Origin of the sequence: Vibrio sp. 1557 (genome assembly GCF_033340175.1) — a bacterium.
Classification (GTDB): domain Bacteria; phylum Pseudomonadota; class Gammaproteobacteria; order Enterobacterales; family Vibrionaceae; genus Vibrio; species Vibrio alginolyticus.
This window is the reverse complement of record NZ_JAWOVZ010000006.1, coordinates 79,359-96,720: the sequence shown is the minus strand read 5'-3', so window position 1 is coordinate 96,720 and position 17,362 is coordinate 79,359. Positions and strand designations below refer to the sequence as shown.

At 41.2% G+C, this 17,362-nt stretch carries 9 protein-coding genes, 1 tRNA gene and 1 pseudogene; 6 read left to right on the top strand and 5 right to left on the bottom strand.

The window, feature by feature from the left end:
- The first annotated feature begins 46 nt into the window (after nucleotides 1–46).
- On the top strand, nucleotides 47–1,246 hold the full coding sequence (locus R7070_RS10350; RefSeq protein WP_005382298.1) for a NupC/NupG family nucleoside CNT transporter: 1,200 nt from the start codon (nucleotides 47–49) through the stop codon (nucleotides 1,244–1,246).
- Between the two features lie 68 nt (nucleotides 1,247–1,314).
- Here R7070_RS10350 and folD read toward each other — a convergent pair whose 3' ends face one another.
- Nucleotides 1,315–2,175 (bottom strand): bifunctional methylenetetrahydrofolate dehydrogenase/methenyltetrahydrofolate cyclohydrolase FolD, encoded by an 861-nt coding sequence (gene folD, locus R7070_RS10345; RefSeq protein ID WP_256900424.1) that lies wholly within the window; start codon nucleotides 2,173–2,175, stop codon nucleotides 1,315–1,317.
- A gap of 203 nt (nucleotides 2,176–2,378) precedes the next feature.
- Between folD and R7070_RS10340 the strand changes: the two genes are divergently transcribed.
- Together R7070_RS10340 and R7070_RS10335 are read left to right on the top strand one after the other, a co-directional pair.
- A tRNA-Arg gene (locus R7070_RS10340) sits at nucleotides 2,379–2,455 on the top strand.
- Nucleotides 2,456–2,789: 334 nt separating this feature from the next.
- A pseudogene (locus R7070_RS10335) lies at nucleotides 2,790–3,037 on the top strand (IS66 family transposase); the annotation flags it as partial.
- Between the two features lie 34 nt (nucleotides 3,038–3,071).
- Here the strand turns inward: R7070_RS10335 and R7070_RS10330 are convergent.
- The 4 genes from R7070_RS10330 to R7070_RS10315 all read right to left on the bottom strand — a co-directional run bounded on the left by R7070_RS10330 (nucleotide 3,072) and on the right by R7070_RS10315 (nucleotide 10,104).
- Nucleotides 3,072–4,385, bottom strand: a complete 1,314-nt coding sequence (locus R7070_RS10330; protein WP_318136655.1) for a type II toxin-antitoxin system HipA family toxin — start codon at nucleotides 4,383–4,385, stop codon at nucleotides 3,072–3,074.
- A complete protein-coding gene (gene hipB, locus R7070_RS10325; protein ID WP_256954248.1) occupies nucleotides 4,385–4,633 on the bottom strand; it encodes a type II toxin-antitoxin system antitoxin HipB in 249 nt (82 codons plus the stop codon). Before hipB ends, R7070_RS10330 begins: the two co-directional genes overlap by 1 nt.
- Before the next feature lie 2,603 nt (nucleotides 4,634–7,236).
- Nucleotides 7,237–8,121: a P63C domain-containing protein gene (locus R7070_RS10320; RefSeq protein ID WP_318136656.1), complete on the bottom strand. Its 885-nt coding sequence runs from the start codon at nucleotides 8,119–8,121 to the stop codon at nucleotides 7,237–7,239.
- Nucleotides 8,122–9,468: 1,347 nt separating this feature from the next.
- Nucleotides 9,469–10,104 carry a recombinase family protein gene (locus tag R7070_RS10315; protein WP_318136657.1) on the bottom strand — a complete coding sequence of 212 codons (636 nt, stop codon included), beginning with the start codon at nucleotides 10,102–10,104 and terminating at the stop codon, nucleotides 9,469–9,471.
- Between the two features lie 865 nt (nucleotides 10,105–10,969).
- Here R7070_RS10315 and R7070_RS10310 point away from each other — a divergent pair.
- The 3 genes from R7070_RS10310 to R7070_RS10300 all read left to right on the top strand — a co-directional run bounded on the left by R7070_RS10310 (nucleotide 10,970) and on the right by R7070_RS10300 (nucleotide 17,351).
- Nucleotides 10,970–12,640, top strand: coding sequence for a class I SAM-dependent DNA methyltransferase (locus R7070_RS10310; protein WP_318136658.1), 1,671 nt, complete (start codon nucleotides 10,970–10,972; stop codon nucleotides 12,638–12,640).
- Between the two features lie 2 nt (nucleotides 12,641–12,642).
- Nucleotides 12,643–13,878 (top strand): restriction endonuclease subunit S, encoded by a 1,236-nt coding sequence (locus R7070_RS10305; protein WP_049879910.1) that lies wholly within the window; start codon nucleotides 12,643–12,645, stop codon nucleotides 13,876–13,878.
- Between the two features lie 101 nt (nucleotides 13,879–13,979).
- The gene (locus R7070_RS10300) at nucleotides 13,980–17,351 is read left to right on the top strand and encodes a type I restriction endonuclease subunit R (RefSeq protein WP_318136659.1); all 3,372 of its coding nucleotides are present in this window, start codon (nucleotides 13,980–13,982) and stop codon (nucleotides 17,349–17,351) included.
- Nucleotides 17,352–17,362: the final 11 nt, after the last annotated feature.

Genomic DNA, 17,362 nt, shown 5'->3' with positions numbered 1-17,362 from the left:
ATACAATCCGGTGCCTTCCATATCCCCCTTCTGTCGGATTCATTTTATGAACTCAATTATTGGTATCGTAGCCATACTATTCCTAGCATGGCTACTTTCTACAAATAGAAAAAATATAAAGCTGAGAACGGTGTCGTTTGCGTTTGCTTTGCAGGTACTGTTTGCGTTGTTGGTTTTATATGTACCAGCAGGACGAGATGCGCTGAATTCAGTGAGCAGTGTTGTGTCGAATTTGATCAACTATGGTCAAGAGGGCATTGCGTTTTTATTCGGTAATTTGGCTACAGGGGGCTTCACCTTTGCGATCAATGTTCTGGGTATCATCGTTTTCTTCTCCTCTCTTATCTCAGGTCTTTATCACATTGGTGTGATGCCAAAAATCATTAACTTTATCGGTGGTGGTATTCAAAAGCTGCTGGGTATCGGTCGTGCTGAGTCTTTGTCTGCTACGGCGAATATCTTTGTTGGCACCATTGAAGCACCATTAATGGTAAAGCCTTACCTAAAACACATGACTGACTCGCAGTTCTTTGCAGTTATGACCGGTGGTTTAGCGTCAGTTGCTGGCGGAACGTTGGTTGGTTACGCATCACTGGGTGTCGACCTCAACTATCTTATTGCTGCTGCATTTATGTCAGCACCTGCCGGCTTGTTGATGGCAAAAATTTTAATGCCAGAAGATACGGATAAAGCAGCAGATATCGACATTAGCCAAGTTGAAATTCCACGTGCAACCAACGTAGTAGAAGCATTAGCCGATGGTGCCATGGCGGGTGTACGCATTGCTGTATCGGTCGGTGGTACGTTACTGGCGTTTATTAGTGTCATTGCAATGCTAAACGGCATGTTAGGCTGGATAGGTGATCTTATTGGGACCCCCTTAAGTTTTGAGCTCATCCTAGGTTTTGTGTTTGCGCCAGTCGCTTGGTTGTTGGGTATACCATGGCAAGAGGCAACCACAGCAGGCTCGCTGATTGGTAACAAGATTGTGGTGAATGAGTTCGTCGCTTTCATCCAGCTTGCAGAAGTGAAGTCTCAACTTAGTGAACACTCACAAGCAATCGTGACGTTTGCTTTGTGTGGCTTTGCAAACATCTCAAGCATGGCGATGCTGATTGGTGGGTTGGGCTCATTGGTACCAGAAAAGCGTGCATTTGTTTCTAAGCATGGTTTCCGTGCGATTATCGCTGGTGTCATGGCGAACTTAATGAGCGCTTCGATTGCGGGCGTGATTTTAAGTCTGTAATTGAAATAGATATCAACAATTAGCAAAAAGGCTCCTTGCGGAGCCTTTTTCGTATCTGAAGTTTTACGTTATTTGTCTGTGTGGAACTGTTCGCAAGCGAGCATCGTGTTCTCAATTAAACTTGCGACGGTCATTGGGCCAACGCCACCAGGAACAGGAGTAATAAAGCTCGCACTTTCACGTGCTTTGTCGTATTCCACGTCGCCAACTAGTTTGCCTGAATCAAGACGGTTAATACCGACATCGACCACCACTGCGCCTTTTTTAATCCACTCACCAGGGATGAAGTTAGGCTTACCAACCGCCACCACGACAACGTCAGCTTGACGCACATGACTCTCTAGGTCTTTGGTAAAACGGTGACATGTTGTTGTTGTGCAGCCCGCAAGCAGCAGCTCAAGTGTCATTGGACGACCAACAATGTTTGATGCACCAACCACAACCGCATGTTTACCACGTAGCTCAATGTTGTAACGGTCGAGTAGGGTAATTATGCCCTTTGGCGTGCAAGAGCGAAGCTTTGGAATACGCTGCGCAAGACGACCAACGTTGTAAGGATGGAAGCCATCCACGTCCTTCTCTGGGTGAATGCGCTCTAAAACATGTGTTGTGTCTATGCCTGCAGGAAGGGGTAATTGCACTAGAATGCCGTCAATTTCATCATCGTTGTTTAATTCATCAATCAGAGCTAGTAACTCTTCTTCTGAGCTAGACGCAGGAAGGTCAAAAGACTTAGAAACAAACCCAACTTCTTCACATGCGCGGCGTTTGCTACCGACATAAACGTGAGAAGCAGGATCTTCACCAACTAGAACCACTGCTAAACCAGGAGCACGTAGCCCAGCTTCAACACGTGCTTTAACACGTGCAGCCACTTCGGATCGAACAGTTTGGGAAATGAGAGTTCCGTCTATATTTTGAGCAGTCATGACTTTCCTTATAAATTAAGAAGGCAGATTATCTGCGGCGCATTGTCGCAGAATTTCTTATTAACATCCATACGCAAACGTTTGCTTTGTGGTGTTTTTGAACATTAAGCGTTTTAATGGACTTTTTTTAGGCATTCAGATCAGAATGTTATGAAAACCCGTTGATTTACCCGTTTGAACTCGTATAATCCTGTCCCTGTAGCGCGCCCTTAGCTCAGCTGGATAGAGCACGTCCCTTCTAAGGATGTGGTCATAGGTTCGAATCCTATAGGGCGTGCCATTTATTTCGGGGCGTAGCAGGTTAGTACTTGCTACGCCCTTTTTCGTTTTTGCTATTTTTAGTCAAGTAACTAGTCAAGTAAGCGTGAAGCTTAATGTAACTAACTGAATTACCATGCTTACTATTCCCCTTTCAATGTTAGTACGTGCTTTGTTTACATTGGGGAGTTGGGCATCGATGTATTGCCAAATCCTAGTTGATACCGAAGGAGTGCTACTATGGTGTGGATATATCAAGTGCTTTATAAACTCATATCAAAGGCAATACAGGGCTGATGTTGACTGTACTTTGAACATGCTCATGAAAGATCTTAGTTTTATCCATGTAATGGTCAGGTAAAGCGATAAAATACACGCTCGGACAATGGCCGAAACTTATTCGCTACATTGACGACAGCCACTTAACTATCGACAATAACAGTGCTGACGTGCAATTAAACCTCTGGTCATTGGCAGAAAAAACGGTCTCTTCTCGACCAATCCAAATGAGGTTGAAGCGAGTGCGATGCTTTACAGCATCGTCGAGACAGCGAAAGCTGAGCCTAATATAGATGCGCTTCTACCATGGAACTTCAAACATTAGCAAACCGCCCCGTAGGTTCATGGGCGCTTACGTCTTAGCTACCTAGTTTTAGTTTTTCAGTCATATTAAGTGAGTTGTTGAAGATAGAGTCAGCAATTTGAGTCGGGAACTCTTTAGGTAATCTGGATTTTAAGCGCTCAATAGCTTTAGGCATTTCAACTTGCATTTCATCAAGAATCGCTTGCATTTTTTCTTGGTCAAAACCTACATGCTTAGCTGTATCAATAAAGTGACGAGGATAGATTTTACTTATCTCATACTTTTTACCCTTGGTTGCTTTTAACCCCATAGCAAGCTTTAACTTCCGAATGTTTAGGCCTCTTCCTCCTAGTACTGGGTATGCTGATAAAATGTCGTAGAAAGGGGTTAGTCTGTAGCTTCCTCCTTTTTCTATAAAGATAGAAAAGTTTTTAGCATGTCCATCTGTTGCGCCGATAGCCCATTGAAAAACTTGGAATTTCATAAAGTTATATTGATCTTCGATTGCATTGTTAGAACCCATTAATAGATCCATTATTTCTGCAATTCCAGGTCCACCTTGAGATTCATATTTGATAGATGAGGGCATTCCATTTACCTGGCAAATATCTTCCTGTGGCAAACGCAATAGTTTTGTTTTATCACGGTTCCAACGTCTATCAAAGCGCTCTACTGCTAATGCTTTTACTTCACTTGTTTGGATGATTTCAACTTTAGGTACTTGAAAACCAAGCTCCCGAGCTAACTCAATACATAAGAATTCATTTTCAACACTATCTGTTAAATCCAATGTTGCTTGAGCTTGCTGTATCTCACCGATAGGTAACTTTATAATGTGTGTTGTTGGTGTATTACCTTTTGGTATACACCATTGTTCGTTGAAGCGAAGTAGAGCTGTTTTTTCTTGGGCGCCTGCTACAGAAATCCTAAAATCATCTTCCTCTTCTAGCATTCCTAGTGGGATGTCCGACTTGTAGGCGAGAAGTACATTTTCAAGTTTGTTCTCGTCTAATATTTCATAGCTAAGAGGCTCTTCTTTGTAAGGTTGATCTGGAGGCAATAATGAGACTGCTCCAACACTATCTTTCCCGACTTCTTTGAGAAGATCAAATGGCTGTTTAGATGCTGCCTTGTATCTTGCTACAATTCTGTCTCGAACTTTTGGGGTGTCAGGCAAAAGGTTATCAAAGTAGTTGATGACTGCGTCTGACTTTATAGAATTTAGTTGTAGTTTTAATGATAGTGATAAAGGGCGGGCTTTATCACTATCAATCCAGCTAGGGTCATATTTGAAAGAATGTGCTCCATTTGTTTGTTTTTGTAATCTACCAACAAGCTCTCCGTTCATATATGCGACTAATTCTTGCATCACCAATCCTCATCACTATTAGTATTGCTCTCTGGCTTATGATTTTTTTCATATACACTTATTGTCAGCTCCATCGCTTGAAGCAGTTTGAAAAAGGTTGAAAGTGTTGTTCCACTGGGATTATTTTCAAAGTTAGAAATAGTCGATTGTTTTAAGCCTACTTTTTTTGCTAGCTCACTTTGACTCCAGCGATTTTTTTGCCTTATGAGGAGCATTCTGTCTGCGAGTTGTTTTGGGCTATATATCATTTGTACTACCCCCGAGTAGTCTGTTTATCTAGTGAGATCCGCATAACCTATTCGACCTATATTCAAAATTTGCTATAGATTTTTAGTGATATTATCCCTTACAAGCGATAATAACATGACTATCCCTTCCAGAGGATAGATGATTCATTATCCCTTTCAGGGGATAGATAATGCTTTATCCCCTAAAAGGGATAGATAGTGCATTATCCCTTTCAGGGGATAGATAATGCTTTACCCCTCTATAGGATATATCTATTCAGGCATACATCTTTGATGTCTTAAACAAGATCTCAAATAGGCTAATAAAACTTGGTTAGGGGATCTGAGTCTGTTACTTTTTCTTTTATATTATTACAAATCAAATGCTTAATGTTTGGTTTCTGTTTTTACATATCTAATCTGGTAGCTATTTCTGGATCAATGATTGGTTGACTCGACATTAATACCCGTCATTTGATTAAACCGAGCGTTATGTTGTATTTCGCGCTCATTGCACTTTTAAATTACCAATTCTGAAGTTTCCTAAACAATACTCCAAGTCGAGCTAGCTTGGTTAGTTAGGGCGTATCACATCATTCAATTACTCCATACATGAGAAAGTGGTTATGACATAGGGTTGTTTAACCAATTAAATTTCAAGATATGAAGGTCAGACAGCCATTCCCACGCATGTGAATACGGTTATGACAGTGGGACCTAATTAATCAATTAGGTATGACGTGTGTTGAGACAATAAAGATTGCCCGTAAGCAAGAAAGTTTGCCCGTAGCGCACAACCCATTGTTTCGGTTAGTAGAGTATTGATGGTTGTTAAACCGATGCCCTGAACAGATCTGGTTAAGACCTACACCTTACGGGCAAACGCCGTGTTTTAACGGGCAAAGTTTATTGTTCCTGCACACATGCCGATAAGGTTGATTCCCATGAGTGGGAATAGAGCAAGTAACTAAAAATCAGCGGCACTCGATTTTGTTGAGCATGCCGATAATGGCTGATTCCCATGCGTGGGAATAGGGCAAGTAACTAAAAATCAGCGGCACTCGATTTTGTTGAGTATGCCGATCAAGTTGATTCCCATGCGTGGGAATAGAGCAAGTAGCTTAAAATCAGCGGCACTCGATTTTACTGAGTATGCCGATCATGGTTGATTCCCATGCGTGGGAATAGGGCAAGTAGCTTAAAATCAGCGGTACTCGATTTTGTTGAGCATGCCGATCAAGGCTGATTCCCATGCATGGGAATAGAGAAACTATCTAAAAATTAGCGGCACTTAATTTTGCTAAGTATGCCGATCAAGTTGATTCCCATGCGTGGGAATAGAGCAAGTAACTGAAAATCAGCGGTACTCGATTTTGTTGAGTATGCCGATAAGGTTGATTCCCATGCATGGGAATAGAGAAACTAACTAAAAATTAGTGGCACTCAATTTTGCTAAGTATGCCGATCAAGTTGATTCCCATGCGTGGGAATAGAGCCAGTAACTGAAAATCAGCGGCACTCGATTTTACTGAGTATCCCGATCATGGCTGATTCCCATGCGTGGGAATAGAGCGAGTAACTAAAAATCAGCGGCACTCGATTTTGTTGAGCATGCCGATCATGGCTGATTCCCATGCGTAGGAATAGAGCGAGTAGCTTAAAATCAGTGGCACTCGATTTTTCAGAGCATGCCGATCATGACTGATTCCCATGCGTGGGAATAGGGCAAGTAACTAAAAACTAGTTGTGCAGGAACAATAAACTCTGCTCGTTAAAACAAGGCGAATGACAATAGAGTTTGCCCGTATGGTGTAGGTCTTAACCAGACCTGTTCAGGGCATTGGCTTAACAGCCATCAATACTCTACTAACCGAAACAATAAGTTGTGCGCTACGGGCAAACTTTATTGTCTCTACACAATGACGATATGAAAATAACAGCACTATTCCCATGAGCTGGAGTAAGCTGACGATAAAGGTTGAAAAATTATGAGTTGAAAAGAAACTGAGAAGGATTTCTTCCTAGTTACCAGCTCGGAATGGGACATGAATGAGTTGGGGCAATCTGTCAGTTTCACTTCCCCGATGTGACCAGACCTGAAGTCGTATGAAGCGTTGTTCACCACGACAAGAGTGAATGTATCACCAGATGCCCCTAGGATTCTGAATAAAGTAGCGAATCCGACAATGTAACGAAACTTGGCCGTTAGACTGAGTGGGAACAAAATCGTGAGAGGATGTTCCTCCTGAAAACCACAGTTCGGGTAAGTGCTAGGGAGTCAATATGATGAACGCATGTGAATCCATTAAAGGTACGTTATGTGATGAAGCAGCGGAAGTGGTTAATACGCTGTGGCCAAAATGGCAATGAGAGTCGGAAAGGAGTTGGGCAGTGGCCTTTCGTGATCGTTATACTCTCCGTACTAGAGTGAGCATCTAAGTTGACATTTTACGTAACATACGGAACAGGGTAAGCCTGTATCGCTCCCTATGGGAAAGCCTTTTGTGGCCGATAGTGATGCAGGTAAAGGAGGTCGGAAAAAGCGATACCAAAGGGAGGGATAGCGATAAACTACTAGATCATATTAACCTTGTCGAACGTTAGTCCCTAACCCCTATTATTAATTAGCTAGCCAGTTCTAACTCACGAGACAGCTCGCGGTTCTCGTCGCTTTCCTGTATGTAATAGTCAAAATCAATATCAATATTTACAAAATCATTTTGTTTGTTCTCAGCGAATGTTTGAAATAAGGACTTGAACTTACGAGGTTGACCTGACGGGCAGGCACGTAGCAAGCCAGTAACTTCTGAGATGTGCGACTTTAGGATGGCATAGCCAATATCCTCTGTAAGGCGCTGATAAATCTTGTGTTTCGGATGACCTTTATCGCTGTACGTTCGGCTTTTTTTTAAAAAACTCTGAACTTCAGGTGGCAGCAGACTATAGACGTAGCGGAGTGTGACTTGTGCTACCCATTGCTGAGTTTTACCCATGCCACGGAATTTATGACCATAAACACGATGCACTTGCTCATAAAACGCGACGGGGAACATACCATCCACTGGCACAGCGCTCAGTTGATTCTTCAATGTTGTCATTTTCTTCAGCGCATCCGTCGCAGGCGTTTCGCTAGCAGAGCGAGCGATACCGCAGGCCTCGTCTATGAGTGATACAATGGAGGAGCTGACAGATTCTTCCATCATCTCGATGCAACGCCAATACAGATCGTATTGTGTGTGATGTAATTGACCCTCACGCTTTAGTCGACTATAGAGAATGCAGATTGAACCGACCAACTCCGCTCGATAGCCATACCTAGTGTTACCATTTTTGTCTTCGTAGTACACGCGCTGAGCAAGTTCCTGAATTTCAGGCGTTACATGCGGAAGAAGGTTGTTGGCCCCAATGACTGCTGGCATACCGTCGAGACGTTTTTCGCCCTTTCGTGAACGATTAAATGCCTCAAAAAGCGCGGTATCATTAAGTAACCGATGGCCTTTATTGGTCACTGTGCAACTTAATGCCCTATTGAGTACATAGACATTGCCAGAACTAATTTCATAGGTGGGTACAGAACTGTCGTGCGGATCGAATGACTGAAAGCTATTGAAATATAATTTCACCTCATTGGATAGACGTTTAATGTGTTTCAAATTATTTTTTGTCTTATTTGAAATGGATTTATACATAGTAAGTTTTCCTATATAGCAAGAATTAAATTTTAGCAATAAACATTATTGGATATAACCTAATGAGCTTCCTGATCAAGTTTCTGCCTGCCTAGCGATGTGCGTAGGATAATAAAATATGAAAAGATTGGAAGTGCAAAAAATTATCGTGAGCCGAACAATATTTAAACAGTGTGAATTATATACAGTTGGCTCGTTTGTGCTTAGGTGCTGAAAATTAAATAATTAATGAAGTTAATCAAATGCTAACAATGTTAACATGTTGCGAAATGCATAAAGTGTATTTATATCAATGCATTACAATGATGACTATAGTGGAAGGGTTGTGGCAATATAAGGATGAAAAGATAAAAGAGAGATGATGACTGTTCAATAATATTTTGTATAATAAAAACAAAAATAAAAAAGTAGTATTATCACAAAAATAAAAAAGTGGTTTTCTCAGGGGAGAAACTAAAAATCACAAAAATTTTAATTTTTTTGTGGGGGTTTTAAATAAAAAATATTTTATGGTATTATAAGGACGAGAAACTTAAGAGCTGACGAAAAGTGTTTAATAGTTTTTCTGGTAAGAGAAAAATTAAAATTCCGTGGTAATATAAGAACAATATTCAAAAATAAAAACTTCGTAGTACTTGAAAAATATTTCTCTAAAATGACGGGTAGTCTAAACCTCAAAGCATTAACATTCTAACCTGAAAAATTAACGTGGTTTGGTAGTCTAATATTTAAACAATCTAGCGACCGTTATTAAATTGGATTACTATCGTGCTGTTGAATATAATAAACCATCAACCAACTGAATCTACAGTCAATATTCCTCCCCTTTAATTTCTGACTAAAAAACACCCAGTCAAAAAAAACGACATTGTATGGGTTTTGAACCGAAAAGGTGTTCTAATTAGCTTAATATTTTAAGCATTTAGTTTCATTTGGTGCTACTTTGTCAGATTCTGCGAAGGTTAGTTCTAAGTTCAATACCCAACAGACATATAAGTATTAACATACTTTTCCTAATCTGATTACAGTGGATTAGGGCAATAGTTCTAAAGCGTTCTGTCCAAAAGTGAGCTGTGTGATGTCGAGTGTGGGTGTACGATTAAGTCACACTTTATAATCAAATCTGTCAGATCGTGTATGAGTTAGTATATGTGATTTTAGTCCTGCTTAGTTTGGTCTGTTACTTTTATTAAATCTCCGCCAGGTTGAAATTGATACTCCAGCTAACTGACAGGCTTTGAGCTGTGATAGCCCATTTGATTCGATGTATTGATTAGCCTTGAGGCACTTTCCAACAGTTTCTTGAGTCTGCTGTTTGCCTCGGTACTTGCCTTCTTTCTTAGCTTTATTTATTCCTTCCGCTTGTCGTCTTCTACGATCTTCATAATCCTTCGCGGCAATCGCTGCGAGTACATCAAAGAGAAGTTCATTCAGCTTCTTGAAAATAATGTTCGTAAGCTCATCACCGATAGAGTCGTCATTCTTTAATAACTGGTAACTCGTAGGGATATCGACAGCTACAATCGATACGCCAGATTGAACTAGCTTGTTTTTTAGCTTTTCCCAATCCTCGCTTGATAGACGTGTTAAGCGATCTAATTGCTCCACAAGGATGGTGTCACCATCTTCTGCAATATCGATAAGCTGATTTAAGATAGGTCGGTCAAAATCTCGACCTGAAGCATTTTCAATGAAGTACTCTGCTACTGTTACTTTGTGCTCACTTGCAAACCTTTCGAGGTAAGTTTTTGCACGAGTAGCATCTTGCTCCGAAGTAGATGCTCGCAAATATCCATAAATCATACTGTCTTATTCCTAATGGTTCATTTAGATACTCTAGTGAACTATAGTTCATTTAAGTCTGAGTTCAACCTAAATGACGCTCAAGCTCATATAGATGTGACGGGTATACCTAAAAGAACCAAAGAACAGTGTTCATATAACAAACAAAATAGAAAAAGCTAAAGAGCTTACTCTTTAGCATTGCCTAGTGACATGCTCGGAACTATAAAGCTTTGAATGCTTAAGTTCAGTTTGATAAAGAAGGGGGGAGTGAAGTCACAAAGTGGCAAGAACAGTGTTCCCGATGTTTTCTGCGTCAGTGTAAATGGAGAACCAATCACTAAACTTTGCTACTGATTGCTTACCTATACCGAGTTATCTTGTACGGAGTAATATTCTGTTGATCCTTTAGTATCAAACCTCATAATCTGACGAGCATGCAAAGAGTTCACCTTGTAAAGTAGAATAAGCTAAAGAGCTTTGCTCTTTGGCATTACCATCATTGATAGATAGAAGTTAGTTGCTATCGGAGTCACTAGAGCAAATTTTGTTTTTTGTTTTTTGTTTTTTGTTTTTTGTTTTGAGACGAGTGACAAGAAAAATCTAAGTTGCCACTTGTTATATTTATACCTTTGATTTTTAAGAGTAAATTTTTCTTATTGGTCTTTGGGGGATAAGAGAACACTGTTCACATTGTCGGTTTTAATTTTTTGTTGATTTCGAATTACATGATTAAAAACAAAAAAACTATAGAACAGTGTTCTTAAATCATGATTCCACCACTTTTATGGCTAGAGCTTGCTTAAACTAGCACTCCAGTCAGGTATAATCCCGACTAATTAGTAAAAGGATTCGCAAGAGCGAATGCACTTCTATCGAGAAAGTTATGACAACCAATACCGCAGTAGAAAAAATCAGCCTTGAAGAGCTAAAAACATGGCTTTGGGGCAGCGCAAACATCATGCGTGGCACAGTAGATAGCTCAGACTTCAAAAACTATATCTTTGGTCTCCTGTTCTTAAAACGTCTTTCAGACGTATTTGACGAGCGTGTAGAAGCCGTGATGGAAGAAGAAGGTTGCAGCGCCGAAGATGCAATGGCGCTCATTCAGGAAGATAACCCAGAGCAATTCGTTCCTGTGTATGCACGTTGGAACAAGCTGATCGAAAGAACGGAAAATATTGGTGAGTACATCGATGAAGCCTTTGCTGAAATCGAACATCAAAACCCATCACTAGAAAAAGTGCTTACCGCCATTCAATTTGGCGATAAAGAGAAGCTCAGCAATGAGTTACTAACTCGCCTACTCCGTCACTTTAACCAGCACAAGCTGGGCAATAAAAACCTCTACAAAGCCGACCTACTTGGTGATGCATACGAGTATTTGATTGGTAAATTTGCTGATGATGCTGGCAAGAAAGGCGGCGAGTTCTACACCCCTCATGAAGTGGTAGAACTTATCGTTAAGCTGATTGACCCACAACCAGGCCATGAGATTTATGATTTGACCTGTGGGTGTGGCGGCATGTTGGTTGAGTCCGCTCGTCACATCAAAGAGAACTACGAGAATGGCACCATCATGGGCAAGCCTAACTGTAAACTTTACGGTCAGGAGAAGAACCTAGGAACATGGGCAATTGCTAAACTCAACATGTTCTTGCACAACCTAGATGGTGACATTAAGCGCGGCGATACACTGGTAAATCCATTACATAAAGATGGCGAAGGCCTTCAAACGTTCGACCGTGTGATTGCCAACCCACCTTTCTCTCAATCTAAGTGGTGGGAACCGCTAGAACTCAATGACGGTAAAATCATTGATGGAAAAAGTGGCAAAGAGAGAAACGTGAAATACAGCACTGACCTTAAAGATCCTTATGGTCGTTTTGGTCTTGGCGTTGCACCGAGGACAAAAGCAGATCTAGCCTTTGTTCAGCATATGGTTGCCTCAACGAAAGATGACGGTCGTATCGGCGTTGTCGTCCCTCACGGTGTACTTTTCCGTGAAGGTGATGAGGGTAAAATTCGTAAAGGTATGCTTATCGGCAACGATGAATTTAAAGGCGACTTGATCGAAGGTGTAGTTGGTTTGCCGCCAGCACTTTTCTTCAACACAGGCATTGCGGCTGCTGTTTTGATCATCAATAAAGACAAACCTGCTGCACTGAAGAACAAGGTTATTTTCGTTGATGCTTCCGCCGAGTTTGGTGAAGGTAAGGCGATGAACTTCCTTCGCGAAGGCGATATCAAGCGCATCACGACCGAGTACAGCAAAGCGAAACAAACTTTAGTTGATGCAGGAAAGCAAACGGAAGATAAACTTTCTAAGTTGCTGGACTCTGTCTCGGTTGATAAATATCTACGCGTTGTCGATATTGCAGAAATAAAACAGAATGACTTTAATCTCAACATCAGTCGATATGTAGATACTTCAGAACCCGAAGAAATTGTAGATATACAAGATGTACTGAACAATCTTACAAATATTGATTCGAAACTAGCTGAGGTTGATCAATCTTTATCTAAACAATTGTCATCCATCATTAAACAGGGTTAATTATGCTTGGTAATAAGATTAATAACATTCCTGATGGATGGAAAGTTGAGCACATCGAAGACTTTGCATCGATAAAAACAGGCACTGGAGATACTCAAGACCGAGAAGATGGTGGTAAATATCCCTTTTTTGTACGCTCAAACACTATTGAAAGAGTAAACAAATATACGTTTGATGGAGAGGGAGTTTTGACATCAGGTGATGGTGTAGGAGTTGGTAAGATTTATCACTATGTGAATGGGAAATTTCACTACCATCAACGTGTCTATAACATCCATAACTTTAAACCTCACGTTTTAGGAAGGTATTTCTACCAGTTTTTTCGCTATCGCTTTTTTCAGCGTGTATCACGAATGAGTGCAAAAGGTTCTGTAGATTCGGTGCGAATGGAAATGATTGCGAAGATGAGTATTCTTATCCCTACAATCGAAGAACAACAGAAAATTGCAGATATCCTTTCAACTGTTGATAAGAAAATCGACCTTATCGACCAAAAAATTGCAGAAACCGAAAAGCTTAAAACAGGCTTAATGCAAAAGCTGTTTTCAGAAGGTGTCGGTGTTCAGGACGAGAATGGAGAGTGGCAACCGCATACTGAGTTTTATCTATTACCGACAGGAGAATACCCTCAAGCTTGGCAACCAAAAACTCTAAATGATGTTTGTGAAAAAATTGGTGATGGCATTCACACAACACCTAAATATGTTGAAGATTCAGAGTACAGGTTTGTAAATGGAAATAACATAAAGAATGGCAAATTAGTAATTACTAAAAAAACTAAATGCGTGTCTAAAAATGAGTATGATAAGCACAAAAAGGAGCTATCTCTAGACACTATTTTACTATCTATCAATGGAACTATTGGAAGCTTGGCGTATTACGATGGAAGCTCTATTGTTTTGGGCAAAAGTGCTGCATACCTTTCTCCCAAAGAAATGATACAAAAAGAGTTTCTATACTACTACTTATCCACCTCAAACGTATCCAAATGGTTTGCTATGGGATTAACAGGCACAACTATCAAAAATTTATCTTTAAAAACAATACGTAATACACCAATAGCAATACCACATTTTAAAGAGCAAGCCGCAATCACAAGTATATTGACAGAGGTCGATAAAAAAGTTGCCCTTTTGAAAGCTCAAAAACACGAAACCCAGCAACTGAAAAAAGGCTTAATGCAGAAGCTACTTACGGGTAAATGGCGAGTTCCTGTTGAGGAAACTGAAGCAGCTTAGCTATAGCTCTATGATGCCTTCAAACGAAGGCATCTAAAAAACAAAAAATGTAATTTAAATGAACAATAAAAAATGAATAACAATAAATAAAGGAATAAGGTATGTCAGGTCAGGCTGAATCATCAAATCCAGAGCTAGTTGGGGTAGAACGCCCAGCGATTGAATGGTTAAAAACTCTTGGTTATCAGCATATTAAAGGTCGAAATGTAGAGCAAACACACAAGACCGAGCCTGTTATTCTGGAGTCAGTGTTAACTGACAGGCTACACGCCCTTAATCCTTGGCTGGCCGAGATTCCAAACGGAGCAGGCAAAGCGATTAAACAGCTCAGAGACATATGGTTTGAACATAACAGCGACTTAATGCTGGCTAACCATGCGTTCTGGAAGCATGTTCTGTTTCAATCGAACCTGCAACAAAAAGACAAATATGGTCAACCTCGTAGTATCCGCTTCATTAACCAAACGGGTGCCGAGGGTAACTTATTCCATGTGGTTGATCAGTACATCGGTAAAAATGCCAACGATGAACTTTTTAAGCCAGATTTATTGTTATTCATTAATGGCTTACCCCTGGGCTTGATTGAGTGTAAAAACAGCTCAATTAAGCTCAGCAAAGGCATTGCACAAATTGATGGCTACCAAGGCACTTTTACTCAACACTTTGCCTTTAATATGGTTTGTGCTGCCATTAACCGCAGCCAAGCCAAGTATGGTGCTATCTATGCGTCAGAACAGTTCTATCTAACTTACAAATTTGATCCGAAAAAGCCTGACGAGAACATTGTTCTTACCGAATTAGAAAATCGATTAGGAAAGAAGCCTACAGAGCAAGACAAGCTACTGTGGGCATTATTCGAGCCTTCCCGATTCGTGCGTTTAGTCTGTTTCTACCCTATGTATGAAATTGAAAAAGGCGTCATGATCAAGAAACTGCCACGTTACCAACAGTGGCGTGCCGTAGAGAAAACGCTACTCCGTCTACAGGGTAAAGACCCACAGCTATTAGGCCAAGAACTTGGCGGCGTGGTTTGGCATACGCAAGGGAGTGGTAAATCACTGACGATGGCACTACTTGCCCGTTTAATGCGAGCCGAAATTTCTGGTTTCAATAACCCAAGTATTTTGATTCTTACCGACCGCACTGACCTTGACCGTCAGATCCACAATACCTTTACTAATGTCGGCCTTGAATCGATTAAAGCAGATTCCGTCGCTGGGCTAGAAGCCATGCTCAGCAATGACTACGGCACCATTTTCACTTCGACCGTTCAAAAGTTTCAAGAAAGCGATGGTAAGCAGATACAGGCCGCAAAAGAGTCTGAAGATGAGGATTCCATTGCAGACTCTAAAAGTCGTGTCAGACGCGTTTTGAGGAAGGATGATTCTGGGCAAGAACAGTGCTGGATTTTGAAGGAGAACAATGTTCTTCACGGTCAAGCCGATGCTAATGGCAACCCTAAAAAAGCCAAATGGGAACTCGTGAGCGAAGAGAAAGTTGATTTTCGTGTTCTGAGTACCAAGCCAAACTTCTTCGTGATGGTTGATGAAGCTCACCGCAGCCAGTATGGATTCCTTGCTGCATTCATGCGTGCTTCTTTACCTAATGCCAAGTTCATAGCATTTACTGGCACCCCGCTTTTTAAAGACGATAAAGAAACCCTGGGTACATTCGGCGGTAAAGAGTACATCGATACTTACCGCCTCGACGAGGCGGTTGCAGATGGTGCAACGCTGCCTATTAAATATCTTGAAGGTATGGCGCAATGGGGTAGCGACGGAAAGCTAAAACAAGCTTTTGAGGATGAATTTGGTAATGAGCCTTTAGCCCGTAAGAAAAAGCTAAAGCAAGAGTTACTCAAAAAACGTCGTGGTGCTATCGGGCGTATTGAGGAGAATGCTCGCCATCTCGTCGAACATTTTCTATCAAGTGTGAAGCCTCGCGGCTTTAAAGCCATGCTGGTATGTGACGGGCGTGATATGGCTGTTCGCTATAAAGACGTACTGAACCAAATCATGCAGGAACGTCAAAACGAAGGTCTGCCGACCTTTGAAAGCCGAGTGGTTATTTCTCTCGGTAGTATGACAGATAAGCGTACAGGTATTAGTGAACAACAAGCTCATTATGCATCAGGCTCAACCTCAAAACTTGAAACTATCGAAGAGCGTATCAAGCGAGAACTCAAACAAGGCCAAACACCGATAGCTGTACCGTCAGAAAAGATCCCAAGCTTGGTGAACGATGAATTTAAGCTACCGTATGGTGATGAGTCTGCTAATACCAAAGAAGAAACCAAGTTTAACAACATTGGGTTAATCATCGTTTCTGACATGCTGTTAACTGGCTGGGATGCTCCTATTGTCAGCACTCTATATTTGGATAAACCGCTAAAAGAACATACTTTGCTTCAGGCTATTGCTCGTGTAAACCGAACTCGAAAAGGTAAGAAAGCGGGTTACATTGTCGATTATTTCGGTGTAGTTGAGTACCTAGATGAAGCGCTGAAAGTTTATGGGGGTGACGTACAACCCGATCAAGTATGGACGGACGTAGAAGCGGAGTTACCACGTCTTCAATCAGCTTTGACAAAAGTGTTAGACATTCTTCCGAAAAAGCACAATCCCGTGAAGCAACCAGAACCTTACAAAGAGGATGCAGATCTCTACCTAGACCCAGATACTCGTCTAGATATTGTTGAAGACTTCCTCGTTGCTCTCGCTGGATTCAATAGCCGCTTAGATATCGTGTTACCCGACGAACGCGCATCTAAATATCAGCCTTACTTCAAAGTGCTGAATGAGATAAAACTCCAACTGCGCAACAAAATGCCTGAGAGTGCTGATACGGTTCGCATCACCGCATCTGAATCTGAGCTGCTTAAAAACATGCTCGACGAGCATATAGAAGCAAGTGAAGTTAAGAGCTTGCTAGGTCGTGAAGTTTCAATTCTGGATGCTGCAGATATGGATCTACTCCGCAAACAAAAAAGTGCAGGGAGTGCAGCGTTGGTCATGAAGAACAAACTCAAACACACCATTAAGACGGGTAAAGGTAAAGATCCTGCCTTCTTTGGCGACTTGGAAGAAGAGCTAGAGAAACTTATCCAAGATGAACGTGAAGGACGTATTGAACAAGCTCTATTCCTAGAGCAGCTAGAACTTTTTGCTCAGCGTGTTCGTGATAAAGATGCAAAACCATCTGAAATGGGCTTGGAAACAGCAACAGAGCGAGCCGTGTTCAACTACTTGGAAAAGCAGGTAGAGGAAGCTGAAGCTCTGGCATGGACTAAAGGCATCTTTAGCCACCCTGATATCGCTGAAGTAATGTTGTCTCCGATATGGAAAAAACAGACTGATATTCACAATGAGATCAAGAAAACAATCAGAACGATTTTACGTGGTCTTGGAGGCTGGGATATGACAGTAGCACGTCAGCACTCTGCTGAAATTTTCAGTATTATGCTGAACAACTGATCCTTTGCTTC

Bases quoted from the DNA above. Each gene is read 5' to 3' on its own strand.
- R7070_RS10350 (WP_005382298.1), top strand. From the start codon at position 47: ATGAACTCAATTATTGGTATCGTAGCCATACTATTCCTAGCATGGCTA.
- folD (WP_256900424.1), bottom strand. From the start codon at position 2,175: ATGACTGCTCAAAATATAGACGGAACTCTCATTTCCCAAACTGTTCGA.
- R7070_RS10330 (WP_318136655.1), bottom strand. From the start codon at position 4,385: ATGCAAGAATTAGTCGCATATATGAACGGAGAGCTTGTTGGTAGATTA.
- hipB (WP_256954248.1), bottom strand. From the start codon at position 4,633: ATGATATATAGCCCAAAACAACTCGCAGACAGAATGCTCCTCATAAGG.
- R7070_RS10315 (WP_318136657.1), bottom strand. From the start codon at position 10,104: ATGATTTATGGATATTTGCGAGCATCTACTTCGGAGCAAGATGCTACT.
- R7070_RS10310 (WP_318136658.1), top strand. From the start codon at position 10,970: ATGACAACCAATACCGCAGTAGAAAAAATCAGCCTTGAAGAGCTAAAA.
- R7070_RS10305 (WP_049879910.1), top strand. From the start codon at position 12,643: ATGCTTGGTAATAAGATTAATAACATTCCTGATGGATGGAAAGTTGAG.
- R7070_RS10300 (WP_318136659.1), top strand. From the start codon at position 13,980: ATGTCAGGTCAGGCTGAATCATCAAATCCAGAGCTAGTTGGGGTAGAA.